At 65.6% G+C, this 13135-nt stretch carries 13 protein-coding genes and 1 other RNA gene; 10 read left to right on the top strand and 4 right to left on the bottom strand.

Annotation, left to right across the window (positions count from 1 at the left end):
- Together ATE71_RS21285 and ATE71_RS21280 are read left to right on the top strand one after the other, a co-directional pair.
- On the top strand, nt 1-1754 hold a 1754-nt coding region (locus tag ATE71_RS21285), incomplete at its 5' end, for a penicillin acylase family protein (protein ID WP_152998879.1).
- A gap of 8 nt (nt 1755-1762) precedes the next feature.
- Nucleotides 1763-3160, top strand: a complete 1398-nt coding sequence (locus ATE71_RS21280) for an NAD(P)/FAD-dependent oxidoreductase (protein WP_058805335.1) — start codon at nt 1763-1765, stop codon at nt 3158-3160.
- An 11-nt stretch (nt 3161-3171) separates the two neighbouring features.
- On the opposite strand, the gene ATE71_RS21275 is transcribed toward ATE71_RS21280, so the two are convergent.
- Nucleotides 3172-5256 (bottom strand): S9 family peptidase, encoded by a 2085-nt coding sequence (locus tag ATE71_RS21275; protein ID WP_058805334.1) that lies wholly within the window; start codon nt 5254-5256, stop codon nt 3172-3174.
- Between the two features lie 167 nt (nt 5257-5423).
- Here ATE71_RS21275 and ATE71_RS21270 point away from each other — a divergent pair, with 167 nt between their 5' ends.
- From ATE71_RS21270 to ATE71_RS21250, 5 genes are all read left to right on the top strand, one after another.
- Nucleotides 5424-6323: a LysR family transcriptional regulator gene (locus ATE71_RS21270; protein WP_058805333.1), complete on the top strand. Its 900-nt coding sequence runs from the start codon at nt 5424-5426 to the stop codon at nt 6321-6323.
- Nucleotides 6324-6471: 148 nt separating this feature from the next.
- Complete coding sequence (locus ATE71_RS21265; RefSeq protein WP_058805332.1) at nt 6472-7101, top strand: HAD family hydrolase; 630 nt, start codon at nt 6472-6474, stop codon at nt 7099-7101.
- 26 nt (nt 7102-7127) lie between these two features.
- Entirely contained in the window at nt 7128-8246 is a 1119-nt protein-coding gene (locus ATE71_RS21260) for an alanine racemase (RefSeq protein ID WP_201022998.1), read from the top strand.
- Nucleotides 8247-8261: 15 nt separating this feature from the next.
- A complete protein-coding gene (locus tag ATE71_RS21255) occupies nt 8262-8657 on the top strand; it encodes a RidA family protein (protein ID WP_058805330.1) in 396 nt (131 codons plus the stop codon).
- A gap of 76 nt (nt 8658-8733) precedes the next feature.
- Nucleotides 8734-9696 carry a patatin-like phospholipase family protein gene (locus tag ATE71_RS21250; protein WP_058805329.1) on the top strand — a complete coding sequence of 321 codons (963 nt, stop codon included), beginning with the start codon at nt 8734-8736 and terminating at the stop codon, nt 9694-9696.
- Nucleotides 9697-9713: 17 nt separating this feature from the next.
- On the opposite strand, the gene ATE71_RS21245 is transcribed toward ATE71_RS21250, so the two are convergent.
- The gene (locus tag ATE71_RS21245) at nt 9714-10337 is read right to left on the bottom strand and encodes a cation transporter (protein WP_058805337.1); all 624 of its coding nucleotides are present in this window, start codon (nt 10335-10337) and stop codon (nt 9714-9716) included.
- 69 nt (nt 10338-10406) lie between these two features.
- Between ATE71_RS21245 and ATE71_RS21240 the strand changes: the two genes are divergently transcribed.
- A complete protein-coding gene (locus ATE71_RS21240) occupies nt 10407-10817 on the top strand; it encodes a MerR family transcriptional regulator (protein ID WP_058805328.1) in 411 nt (136 codons plus the stop codon).
- A gap of 48 nt (nt 10818-10865) precedes the next feature.
- On the opposite strand, the gene ssrA is transcribed toward ATE71_RS21240, so the two are convergent.
- Together ssrA and mscL are read right to left on the bottom strand one after the other, a co-directional pair.
- Nucleotides 10866-11222: a transfer-messenger RNA gene (gene ssrA, locus ATE71_RS21510) on the bottom strand.
- A 33-nt stretch (nt 11223-11255) separates the two neighbouring features.
- Nucleotides 11256-11678: a large conductance mechanosensitive channel protein MscL gene (mscL, locus tag ATE71_RS21235; protein ID WP_058805327.1), complete on the bottom strand. Its 423-nt coding sequence runs from the start codon at nt 11676-11678 to the stop codon at nt 11256-11258.
- Between the two features lie 117 nt (nt 11679-11795).
- Here mscL and ATE71_RS21230 point away from each other — a divergent pair, with 117 nt between their 5' ends.
- Together ATE71_RS21230 and ATE71_RS21225 are read left to right on the top strand one after the other, a co-directional pair.
- Nucleotides 11796-12398 (top strand): LemA family protein, encoded by a 603-nt coding sequence (locus ATE71_RS21230; protein ID WP_058805326.1) that lies wholly within the window; start codon nt 11796-11798, stop codon nt 12396-12398.
- 1 nt (nt 12399) lies between these two features.
- On the top strand, nt 12400-13131 hold the full coding sequence (locus ATE71_RS21225) for a TPM domain-containing protein (RefSeq protein ID WP_235588102.1): 732 nt from the start codon (nt 12400-12402) through the stop codon (nt 13129-13131).
- The last annotated feature ends 4 nt before the right edge of the window (nt 13132-13135 follow it).

Raw genomic sequence — 13135 nt, 5'->3', positions numbered from 1 at the left:
TACTTGCCCCAATCCAGTTGCCGGGCGGCAAGGGTGCGGCATCGGCGGCGGCGCAAACCGCGCCGACCGAGCCGGTAAAGGGCGCCAGCCGCTGCCTGGTAATCGGTCCCGAAAAGTCGGCGAGCGGCAAAGTACTGATGCTGGAGGCGACCGCCGACGGCCCCGAAATCCACCTGCATGGCGGCGGCTTCGACAACGCCGGCTTCGGCTCGACCGGCTGGGGCATCCCGACGATGGGACGCGGCGCGCAGCATGGCTGGTTGCTCGTGTCGGGCAGCAGCGAGGCGGGAACGACCTTCGCCGAAAAGCTCAACCCGAAGAACCGCTACGAATATTGGTACAAGGGCGCGTGGAAAAAAATGGACCATCGCACCGAGACGTTCCGGGTCAAGGACGGCGCGCCGGTGACGCACGAGGTCGCGTGGACGATCCACGGCCCCGTGATCGCGTGGGACGTCGAAAACGGCACGGCCTATTCGCAACAGATGGGCGTCCACGGGCGCGAACTCGACACTTGGGTCGCCTTCGCCGAAATGGGCCGCGCAAAAAGCCTCGCCGAATTTCGCGAAAAGGGAGTCGACCGGCTCGGCTGGAACCTTGGCGCCTGTTACGGCGGCGAGGATGGCACGATCGCCTATTTCGAGGGCGGCGCGCTGCCCAAAAAGGCCGCCGGAGTCGACCCGCGGCTGCCGACACCGGGCACCGGCGAATATGAATGGACCGGATTTCTGACGCGCGACGAAAAGCCGCACATGATCGATCCGAAGCAGCATTATTTCCTGTCGTGGAACAGCAAGGCGACGGGCTGGTCGCAGGAGGGCGACAATGCCCGCATCGGCGCGACCTTCCGCACATGGCTCGGCGACCGACTCGCCAAAAAGGGCGAGGCGCTGACCCTGCTCGACATGCGCGATATCAACGGCAAGCTGTTCAACGCGCTCGGCGCGGTCGACCGCAACCAGGCCGCGCCCGATTTTTTCGCGCCCTATATCCGGGCGGCCATCGACGTGAGCGCCGATCCCGAGGTCCGGCGCGCCGGCGAATATATGCTGGGTTTCAACGGGCTGTATCAGGATCGCGACGGCGATCAGCGATATGACGACCCGGGACTGACGCTTTATCGCACATGGCTGGAGGTCGCGCCGCGCATGCTGTTCGGCGACGATATGGGCGACTGGTGGAGCACGATCGATACGGATCGATATCTGACCTATCAGTCCAGCCTGTTGCTGCGCGCCTTTCAGGGCGACGCGGCAGGCGCGCCGCTGGCGGTCGACTATTTCAACGGGCGTGACCGCACCGCCGTGATGATCGACACGATCAAGAGCGCGGTCGCCGAGGTCAGGGCGCGATTCCCCGGTAAGGATATGGCCGAGTGGAAACAGCCGATCTTCTGGAAATATTTCGATGCGTCGCTCGAAACGCCCGACCGCCCGCAAATGGCCGAAGACGCGCCCGAACACCGCCTGTCGGCCGTGATGCGGCTCGGACCGACGATGGCGCCCCACAATGGCGGCGAAAGCTGGGTCGGGCTGATGGAAATCGGCGCCGACCGGCGCGCGCTCTATTCGGTCGTCGATGCGGGCGGCCAGAATCTGTTCATCGGCCCCGACGGCAAGGGCAATCCGCATCTCGCCGACCAGACGATGATGCACGAAACCAACGAGCTCAAGAAGATCGACCTTTCGCCCGAAAGGATCGGCAAGAACGCCAAGTCCAGCCTGACGCTCGAATATCGTCCGTCGGCGCGCTAGCGGGCGCGATGACCGCTTCGGCCATCTCGCCCGCCGACATCGGCAGCTATTGGCTCGCCAGCTGCGACGATGATCTGACGCGGCGCCCCGCCCTCGCCCGCGACGAGATCGTCGATGTCGCCATCATGGGCGGCGGTTTTACGGGATTATGGACCGCCTGGTTCCTGCTGCAAGCGGCCCCCGATCTTTCGATCGCGATCGTCGAGCGGCAATTTTGCGGTTTCGGCGCATCGGGCCGCAACGGCGGCTGGTGTTCGCCGCGCTTTCCGGTCAATCCCGCCGCTCTGACGCGCCGTTTCGGCGCGGAGATTGCCCGGGCGATGCTGCTGGCGCAGCAGGCGATGGTCGATACGGTTGGCCGGATTTGCGAAAGCGAAGCGATCGACGCCCATTTTGACCCCGCAGGGGTGCTGACGCTGGCGCGCAGCGCCGGCCAGTTGCCGTCGCTGCGACAATCCTTCGATGCCTATGCCCGGCTCGGCATGACCGACGGATGCGAATTGCTGGACGCGCGGCAGGCGCGGGACCTGGTCCATGCGACCGATGTCCATGGCGGCCTGCGCCTTCGCGCCGGGGCGACGATCCATCCGGGCCGTCTTGTGCGCGGGCTGGCGCGGGCGCTCGAACGGCGCGGCGTGCGGATTTATGAAGGGACCGAGGTCGTGCAAACCACCTCGGGCATCCATCCCGCGCTCGTGACCGAGGGCGCGACTCTCCGGGCGCGGCGCGCGGTCCTGCTCGCCGGCGAAGCCTTCATGACGGCGCACCCCGCCCATCGCCGCAGTCTGATCCCGATGGCCTCGACGATCATGCTCACCGCGCCGCTCACCGCCGCGCAATGGGACAGCGTCGGCTGGGCGGGCGGCGAATGCCTCAGTTCCTACGTCAACACGACCAACTATCTCACGCGCACCGCCGACGGGCGCATCCTGTTCGGCAGCCGCGGCGCGCCCTATCGCTATGCCTCCGACATGGACGATGGCGCGCTGCGCGAAAAGGCGAATTTCGGATGGATCCGCGACCGGCTCGTCGAATGGTGGCCCGCGTTGGAAGGGGTCGAATTCACTCACCGCTGGGCGGGCTATCTCGGCATCCCGCGCGACTGGATGCCGAGCGTCCATTTCGACGCCGCGCGGCGCGTCGGTCACAGCTATGGCTATACGGGGCACGGGGTCGTCACCAGCGCGATCTGCGCGCGCGCGCTCGCCCGGCTGGTCGCGGGCGGCACCGGCGCGCCCGATGCGCCCTATATCCGCTGGCAGGCACCGAACTGGGAAGTCGAGCCGTTCCGCTGGGCGGGCATCCGCTATGTCCAGAATGCCTTTCTGCGCATGGACATTGCCGAAACCGCCGGGCGGCGTCCGCCGCCAGACGCGCGGCTCGCCAAATATCTCGGCGAACCCTGACCGGACAGGCTCTAATTGCCCGCCGACACGGCCTTTCCTGAAGCGAGCGTTTGCTTGAGCCCCGGAATGAAAGCCGCGCCGGCCTTCAGCTCGACACGCGATCCGACAAGATCGTCGCCATAGGGTTCGGCCGGTCCACCCAGACATTGCGACAGGAAATGCTCGGCAATCGCGGCGAAGGAGATGTTCGTGCCGTCCTTGGCATAGACATGCCCCTCGTCCGGATAAAAAGCATAAGTGACGGGTTTGCGCCGCGCAATCAGCGCATCGACGATCTCTTGAGACTGGTCAGGAAAGATGCGCGGGTCGTTGGCCCCGTTGGTGACGAGCAACGGCTTCGTGATCGCATCGACCCGCGCGATGGGCGAGCGCCGCATCAGATCGGCCGCCCCTTCTTCGGTGGTGGGATCACCGACGCGGTTGACGAATTGCGGACGCTGCCAGGTCCACCAATCGGGCATTGCGGAAATCAGCCGGGTCAGGTTACTGGGACCGGCCAGATCGACGCCGCACTGAAAGGTGTCGGGCGTGAAGCTCAACGACACGAGGGTCGAATAGCCGCCATAGGACAGCCCCATGACCGCCACGCGATCCTTAGCGGTCACGCCCTTGTCGATCGCCCATTGCACCGCGTCGAGCAGGTCGTCGTGCATTGTTTCCGACCATTTGCGGTCGCCCTTTGCCATGAAATCGCTGCCGAAGCCGCCCGAGCCGCGGAAATTCACGGACAGCACCGCATAGCCGCGATCCGCCAGCCAGGCGTGCTGCGGATCGAACGCCAGATCGTCGCGTAGCCAGGGCCCGCCATGGACAAGCAAGACGAGCGGTGCGGGTGCCGCGGGCCTGCCGTCCGCGCCGGGCTTCGCGCCCGCCGGTAGCGTGAGATAGCTTGGAAGCGTGAGCCCGTCGCGCGAGGCGATAGTCACGGGCATTCGGCGCGCGAGCGCGCGCTCGGCCAGCGCCGGCCGGGTCGACAGCAACGGCGTCAGCAACCGTTCCTTGCGGTTCCACCAGCTATAGCGATCGGGGCGGTTCGGGACGGTTTCGAGCAGCAGCCAGCGCGCATTGTCCGCCGTCTGGTCGACGATCTTGAACGGCCCCGCGACCGCCGCCTCGAGCGCCGCGAACTCGGCGCGTACATCGTCCGAACGCACCGTCCATTCGCTTGTCAGCGGATCTTCGCGCGTCGCGAGCAGCGTTCCGCTTGCCTCGTCGAGCAGCGCGTCGACGATGTCGGCGCGCACGGCGGCGGCGCGCAGCGTCTTTTTCCCGCTGGCGATGTCGACCGACACAAGATCGGCCTTGTCGCCGTCGCGGCTGTCGAACATCGCGAGCCGCCCCTCGCCGTCGAGACCGAGGATGCGCGAATTGCGGAGCGAGACGAGCGGTATCGTCATCAGTTCGACCGGCCCGGCAGGGTCGAGCCGAAAATAGGTCGAGGAGCCGTCGGCATTGCCGCGCACGGCGAGCCGGACGCGAAGATCGGGATCGGCGACGACATCGATATAATTTTTGTCGTTGCGGAATATTTCGGTGCGCTGCCCGGTCGCAAGGTCGATGCGGTAAATGTCGCGATACCGCTTGTCGCGGATATTCATGCCGACGAGGATTTCGCCCGGATGGCGTTTCGATACCTTGACGATCTTCGTCTGCACCGCAGGATCGGCGGTAGCGTCAATGACGGTCCGCTTTTCGGGGTTGGCGATCCAGAGCTGGCTATGCTCTTCGCCGCCGATATCTTTCAGGATCAGGATGCGCTGCCCGTCGGCGCTCCACTGGAAGCTGTCGGGCGGCCGCGCGTCGAACCGGGTGACGGGCGCTGCGGACGCCGGATCGTCGACCGGCGCCACCCAGATGTTGAGCACGCCGTTTAGCGGGTGGAAAAAGGCCAGCCGCTTGCCGTCGGGGCTGATCTGAAGTTCCGAATAGGTCGGCGCGCTGAACAATAGGTCGCGCGGGACGAGCGCCTGCTGCTCGGCAAGGGGCTTTGCCGACACCGCAGGCGCAACCGGCTCAAGCAACGCGCCGACGACCCCTGCCGCCAACAGGGCCGCCGGGTTCGCGCCGCGCCGAAAGCCCAAGACACCGAAACGCATGGCACACCCCTCGATAGCCCACCGGGAATATTCCCCCGGCCGACAGGGATTGCCAATCGAGCCATTGCCGCGCCAATGCCGAATATGGATCAATCCATGCACAGCAGAATGGCTGAGCGAGGGCGCTCGATATGGTAAAAGCTGCGACAGCCGGAGGGGCGTGACGGATGGAAATGGCGTGGCTTGAGGATTTCGGCGCCCTGATACGCGCGGGCAATTTCTCGCGCGCGGCGTCGGCGCGGTGCGTGACGCAGCCGGCGTTCAGCCGCCGCATCCGGGCGCTCGAGGAGTGGCTTGGCGTCGAGCTGGTCGACCGCGGCACGCACCAGATGACGCTTACGCCGGCCGGCAAGCGCTTCGCCGCAATTGCCGAAACCGTCCTTCGCGACATCGAACATGGCCGGCGCGAGGTTCAGGAAATCGCCGGGACGTCGGCATCGACGGTCAAGATCCTGGTAACCCACGCGCTGGCGCTCGGCTTCTTTCCACAATGGCTCGCCGAGTTGCAGGCGATGGCCGACACCGAAATTCCCATCCAGCTGACCGCCGACAATATGGGCGCGTCCGAACAGATCATGCTGAACGGAAAAGCGCATTTCTGCCTCTGCCACTATTATGCCGGCGCCGCGTCGGTGCTCGACGGCGCGGGCTTCCTCTCGATATCGCTCGGTGCCGACGCGCTTGTCCCGGTCAGCGCGCCGCACAAAACCGGCGGAACGCCGCTCCACTCCCTCGCGGCGGGCGACGGCGCTCCCGTCCATCTGCTTGCCTATGGGGCGGAATCGGGCATGGGGCGCATCGTGTCGGCGATGTTCGGCGCCAGCGCGATGCCCGCCAGCTTCACGCCGGTGTTCACATCGCACACCCTCGTCCTCGCGCGCATGGCGAAAGACGGCAAAGGGCTCGCCTGGTTGCCGCGCAGCATCGTCGCCGACGATCTGGACAAAGGCACCCTCGTCCGCGCTGGCGACACGGCCTGGGACATTCCCGTGGATATCCGCCTCTATCGCCCCCGGGGCCGGCAATCGCCATCGGCCGAGGCTTTCTGGAAACTGGCGACCGTATAGCGGCGGCGGCCTTCCGGCCTGCGTCGATCGAAGGACCATCGCGACGCCACGCTTACGGGACGGCATGAAACCATCAGCAACAGGCATTGGCGACGGCGCCGGGCTGCTTGGTAATTGCCCCCGACCCCGCAGCAGCCGGATTGACCGCATGAAACATATCGCTTCCATCGACGCCATCCTGTTCGATCTCCTGACGGCGCTGCTCGATTCCTGGTCAGTCTGGAACCAAGCCGCCGGATCAGCGGCCGACGGGCTGCGATGGCGCCGCGCTTACCTACGGCTGACCTATGGATGCGGCGCGTACCGGCCCTATGAGGATCTGGTCCGCGAGGCGTCGGCCACGGCGGGCGTGGACCCGGCGGCGGCCGACCGGCTGGCGGCGCGTTGGGACAGTCTATGTCCGTGGCCGGAGGTCCCGACCGTGCTTTCTGGCCTGAACCAGCGCGGCATTCCGCTCGGCGTCGTTACCAATTGCTCGATTGCACTGGGGCGGCGAGCCGCCGGGCAGGTCGGCGTTCGCTTTTCGGTGATCGTCACCTCCGAAGAAACGGGCTTTTACAAGCCGCGCCCCGAATCCTATCGCGCCGCGCTCGACCGGCTGGGCACCGATGCCACGCGGACGCTGTTCGTCGCGGGATCGCCGGCCGATATCCCGGGCGCCGCCGGGGTTGGCATGCCCGTGTTCTGGCACAATCGCGCCGGCCTGCCGTTCGTCGCCGACGATGCGCGGCCGCTTCTGATCGCCGACACCCTGGACCCGCTCGCGACTCTCGTCTGAAAGAAACGCATCCTATGTTCGACCGAATGAACACGCCGCGCCTAATTCTCGACGCCGACCGGCTCGAACGCAATGCCTCCAGGATGCGCAGCCGCTGCGAGGAACTCGGCGTAACGCTTCGCCCGCATCTCAAGACCGCGAAATCGGTCGATGTTGCGCGCGTCGCGGCGGGCGGCGTTCAAGGGCCGATCACGGTCTCAACGCTCGCCGAAGCCGAATATTTCGCTGCCGCAGGATGGCGCGACATCCTCTATTCGACGGCCATGACCGCCGCGAAGCTTGCCCGCGCGGACCGGATCCAGCGCGAGCACGGCGCGCGCCTGCTCTTCGTGCTGGACGATGAAGCGACGGCCGCCGCGATCGGGCGCGAGGCGGAATCGCTCGATGCGCGCTTCGGCCTGTTGATCGAGGTCGATTGCGGCGAGCATCGCAGCGGCGCCGAGCCGGCGTCGGCCGAGCTAGTCGCCATCGCGGACAAGATCCGGAGTCACGCTCCTAATCTCGAACTGATGGGGGTAATGACGCATGCCGGGCATTCTTATGCCTTCGACGCGCCCGAACCGATCCGCGCGCTCGCCGAAACCGAGCGGCGCGCAGCGGTCGAATCCGCCGAACTGCTGCGCGCAAATGGATATCCCTGCCCCATCGTCAGCGTTGGTTCGACCCCGACGGCGTTGTTCGCCGAACGGCTGCCGGGCGTTACCGAGGTGCGCGCGGGAATCTATCTCTTCTGGGACCTGTCGCAATTGTCGCGCGGGATCTGCGCCGACGTCGATCTTGCAGTGTCGGTGCTTGCCTCAGTGGTCGGTCACCAGCACCGCGGCCCCGCACTCATCCTCGACGCGGGGGCGCTCGCGCTGTCCAAGGACGTCGGCGCCAACCGCTTCATGCCCGAGGCGGGATACGGGATCGTCTGCGATGCTGCGACACTGGCGCCACTGGGCCCCCTCGCCGTCACGACGGTGCATCAGGAACATGGCAATGTGCCGGTCCCCGACGAAAGCTGGTTCGCTCGCCTGCCGGTCGGCAGCCTTGTGCGCATCCTGCCCAACCACGCCTGCCTGACCTGCGCCGCCTATTCATCCTATGATGTGCTGCGCGAAGGCAAGCTAGCCGGGCAATGGCCGCGCGTCAGCGGATGGTGACGACAGGAGAGTGACATGACCGATCGCAAGATAACCGAGATACGCTGCGCCGAAGCGCCCCCGCCCGGCGGCCATTATGCGCAGGCGGTCCTGCACGGCGACACCCTGTATATCTCGGGCCAGCTCGGCGTGACCAAGGACACTCCCGACGCCGACACTGTCCCGATCGCCGATCAAATGGCCTTTGCCCTCGGCAATATCGCAGCCATTGGCCGCGTCGTCGGCGCTGGGGTCGACGATATCGTCCGCTGCACCGTCTACGTCGCCGATATCGCGCATTGGGACGAAGCGAACCGCGCCTATGCGGCCTTTTTCGGCGCCCACCGCCCGGCGCGATCGATCGTACCGTGCGGTCCGCTGCATTTCGGCGCCCTGATCGAAATAGACGCCGTCGTGGCGGTGAGCGCCTGATCTCCTCGCTCCGCCGCGCGCCCCTTGGGAACAACATGAATTTCCGGTAGATTGCGCTCGGCGAAGGAGAAGGCGGATGGCGGGCGGTCTGGCTATCGTATTGAGCGGCGGCGGCGCCAAGGGCGCGTTCCAAGTCGGCGTCGTCCATGAGCTTGTCGTCAACCGCGGGGTCCGGATCGACATCGTCGCCGGCGTTTCGACCGGGGCGATCCAGGCTCTCGGTGTTGCGCAGGATGACGTACCCGGACTGCTCGACGCCTGGCTCGGCATCCGGGGGAACGGCTCGATCTACAAGGAGCGCCCGCTCGGCGTCGTCGGCGGCATCCTGGGCGAAGATGCGATCTACGACGCCGCGCCGCTCAAAAAACTGCTCAAGGGGTTCGCCGACGAGACGAAACTGGCGGCGAGCGGGCGCAGATTGCTGCTCGGGGTCGTCAACCTCGGCACCGGCACCTATCGCAGCATCGACGAGAGCGTGTCGGGCATCCACAATTGGGTCTATGCGAGCTGCGCCATGCCATTGTTCTTCGATCCGCTGAAGACGCGCGACCGCGACGGGACGACCGAACAATGGGTCGATGGCGGCGTGCGCGACGTGACGCCGCTGAGCGCCGCGCTCGAAATGAACCCGCGCGGCGTCATTGCGGTACGCGCCTCGCCCGCTCCGCAGCCCGGGGCCCCGCGCACCTACCCGAACCTCATCAAGATCGGGCTGCGCGCGGTCGATATATTGCAATCTGAAGTGTCGGCAAACGACCTGTCCGGCGCCGCTCTGATCAACGATCTGATCGCGGCGCGCGAGGCGCAGCTGCGCGCGCTTCAGAACGAGGGAATCGGCGGCGCGCAAGCCGCGCGCATCCTGCGGCCGCTCGACGTCCAAATCTCGCGCTATCGCTTCGCACCGATCCGGATCATCGAGCCCGAGGAGGAATATTCCGAAACGCTCGAATTCGATCCCGCGAAGATCCGCACCGCGATCGATGCCGGCCGGCGCGCTGTCGAGCGCGAATGGGACGCGCTTGAACCGTTGCTCAGCTGAACGCCCGGCGCCGCACCCTAAACAGGTGCAATTGCGAGTTCGCCGCGCGCCTGCCGGAACACCTCCGCGCTGCCCCAGATCGCCAGCACCGCCATGATCGCGGCGACCGCAAGGTCGGGCCAGCTTCGCCCCGTGCCGAACACGCCCAGCGCAGCGCCCATCACGGCAATATTGCCGATCGCGTCGTTGCGCGAACAGATCCACACCGAGCGCATGTTCGCATCGCCCGTGCGATAGCGATAAAGCATCAGCGCGACGACGACGTTGGCGACGAGCGCGAGTGCGCCGATTAGCCCCATGGTTTCGGCGTGCGGGGCCGATCCGGTAACGAAACCCCAGGCCGCCGATCCGAAGACCCAGAGCCCGAAAGCCAGCATCGTCGCCGCTTTCAACAAGGCCGCGCGGGCGCGCCAGGCAAGCGCCATGCCCGCGACGCCCAGGCTGATCGCATAATTGGCGCTGTCGCCGAGGAAATCGAGCGCATCGGCCTGCAGCGCGCGCGAATCCGCCGCGACGCCGGCGACGATCTCGACGCCGAACATCGCGGCATTGACGATCAGCGCGAACCAGAGGACGCGCCGCCACTTTGGGTCGCTCAGCGCGGTCTTGCCGCTTTTGCCGGAACAGCATTGATCGGCCATCGCCGAAGCCTCCTTCATTCTTCGATTCGGCACCCTATATGCACTCTGTAGCAACTACAGGGTCAAGCGATGAAAATCGGCGAACTGTCGCGTGCCACCGGCACCAACATCGAAACCATCCGCTATTACGAGCGGATCGGACTGCTTCCGGCACCCGGTCGCACCGCGGCCAATTACCGCAGCTATGGCAACGCGCACCGGTCGCGCCTCAGCTTCGTGCGCCATTCGCGCGAGTTGGGTTTCACGATCGAGGAAATCCGCTCGCTGCTCGACCTGTCGGATGATCCCGCACGCGACTGCGGCGAGGCCGACCGGATCGCGACCGCGCATCTGGAACAGGTCGAAGCGAAAATTGCGCAACTCGCGCGGTTGCGCGACGAACTCAAGCGCATTGTCGGGCGTTGCCGCGGCGGCGCCGCCGCCGATTGCCGCGTGATCGAGGCGCTGGGCGATCATCGCCACTGCGAAAGCGCGCACTGATTAGGGAAAGGTGGGACGATTCTGTTGCCCGGCTCGTCCCCAGCCGCTGGTATCCGATTCTGTTGCCCGGTTCGGTCCGAACCGCGTTCTATTTGTCTAACCTTAGGCCGTGAGGCTTATCGGTTAGGCAGCAAGAGCGAGTGCTTCGTTATCGTTAGCACCTATTGGTTTTGAGCCTTGAACGGGTTACTCAGCCCGGAAGAAAATATCGTCTTTGAACACACGTCGATCCTGGTTCGGCCCCGTCAGAAGCCCGCGCGCCCCAAGGAAAGCACGGGTTTGTGGTGGAGCCGCCGGGTACTGCCCCCGGGTCCGCTGTGTCTATTCCACGACACCATTTATCCTCATAGTCGGCCGAAGCCGGCACCTGCGTATATAGGAAGCCCGCCCGCGTTTGGAAAGGGCGCGGGCGGGCGAGTGGTCGAGAAACGGTGCAAATTATTTCCTGCGCAGTTCGTCGCGGATTTCAGCGAGCAGTTCGACCTCGGTCGGGCCCGCGGGCGCTTCGGCCGGCGCCTCCTTGCGAACCATCTTGTTTACCGCCCGCACCAGCAGGAAGATGATCCACGCCAGGATCAGGAAGTTGATGGTAGCGGTGATGAAGGCGCCATAACCGAACATGGCAACCCCGGCTTCCTTGAGTTTCGCATAGTCGGTCGGCGAAACCCCCGCGGGAACATCGCCCAGGAGGATGAACATGTTCGAGAAGTCGACCCCGCCGAAGATCGCGCCTACGACCGGCATGATGATATCTTCGGTCAGCGACTTGGTGATCGTCGCAAAGGCGCCGCCGATGATGACACCGACCGCGAGGTCGATGACATTGCCGCGCGCGATAAATTCCCTGAACTCGTTCAGCATCTTGTCTTACCCCGGATTGTTGAGCCGTTGCCGCAAAGGTGGCGCGACGATTGCACAAAGGCAAGCGCGATCCTATTATGTGTATTGTTGCGGCAAAACGCCGCCGGAGGGAGCCTGATGACCATGACCTATCGCAACGCCCGCTGGTTGATCCTGCCTGTCGCCGCGATGAGCCTGTCCGCGTGCGGCATCAACAGCGTGCCGACCAAGGAAGAGGCCGCCAAGGCCAAATGGGCGAATGTCGAGGCCGCCTATCAGCGGCGCGCCGACCTGATTCCCAACCTCGTCGAGACCGCCAAGGGCGCGTCGCAGATCGAGCAATCGACGCTGGAAGGCGTGATCCAGGCGCGCGCATCGGCGACGCAGGTCAAGCTCAGCACCGACGACCTTGAAGATCCCGCCAAGGTTCAGGCGTTCCAGCAGGCACAGGGCAATGTGTCGAGCGCGCTCGGCCGCCTGCTCGTGACGGTCGAAGCCTATCCCGACCTCAAGAGTCAGGCGCGCTTCGCCGACCTGATGACCCAGCTTGAGGGCACCGAAAACCGCATCAACGTGTCGGTGCAGGATTATAACGCCGCGGTGCAGGATTATAACACGACGATCCGCACCTTCCCCGACATTATCGGCGCCAAGATCGTCCATGGCGCCGAACCGATGACGCCGTATCGTGCGGTGACGCCGAACGCCAACCAGGCACCGAAGGTCGATTTCGGGTCATAAGGTGGGCGTCCCTGCCCTGATCCGTTCGCTAGCGGCAGCGGCCCTTTCAGGGCTGCTGCTGCTTGCCGCGCCCGCGGCCGCGCAGACCTTCCCCAAGCTCGCGGGCAATCCCGTCGTCGATCAGGCGGACATCATCCCCGCGGCAGAGGAAGCGGCGCTCAACACGCAGCTTCTCGACCTCGAAAAACGCACCGGGCACCAGCTTGTCGTCGCGACGGTCAGCGATCTCGAGGGCCGCGATGTCGCCGATTATGGCTATCGTCTTGGCCGCGAATGGGGGATCGGCGATGCCGAGCGCGACGATGGTGTCGTCTTCCTGGTCGCGCCGAACGAGCGGCGGATGCACATTGCGGTCGGGCTGGGGCTCGAACCCATACTCACCGATGCGCTGTCGGGCCGGATTATCCGCGATACCGTCACCCCGCGCTTCAAGGATGGCGACTATCCCGGCGGCATCCAGGCCGGGGTGAACGCCATCGCCGAGCAGATCGAGCTGCCGCCCGAGGAAGCCGCCGCGCGGGCCCAAGCAGCAGCAGCAGCCGAACGCGAACGCGCCGACGACGGCAATTTCGGCGGGCTTTTCTTCCTCGGCTTCATCATTCTCATCTTCTTCATCATCCCCTGGTTCGCGAGCCGCGGTCGCGGCAAGAAACGGCGGCGTCGCCGCGACAGCCCGTGGGGTGCGGCGCCGATCATCATCTGGGGCGACGATGACGACTGGGGCGGCTGGTAGGAGC

Origin of the sequence: Sphingopyxis sp. H115 (assembly GCF_001468465.1) — a bacterium.
Lineage (GTDB): Bacteria > Pseudomonadota > Alphaproteobacteria > Sphingomonadales > Sphingomonadaceae > Sphingopyxis.
Note: the sequence above shows the minus strand (reverse complement) of the source record. Positions and strands in the feature narration are given on the sequence as shown.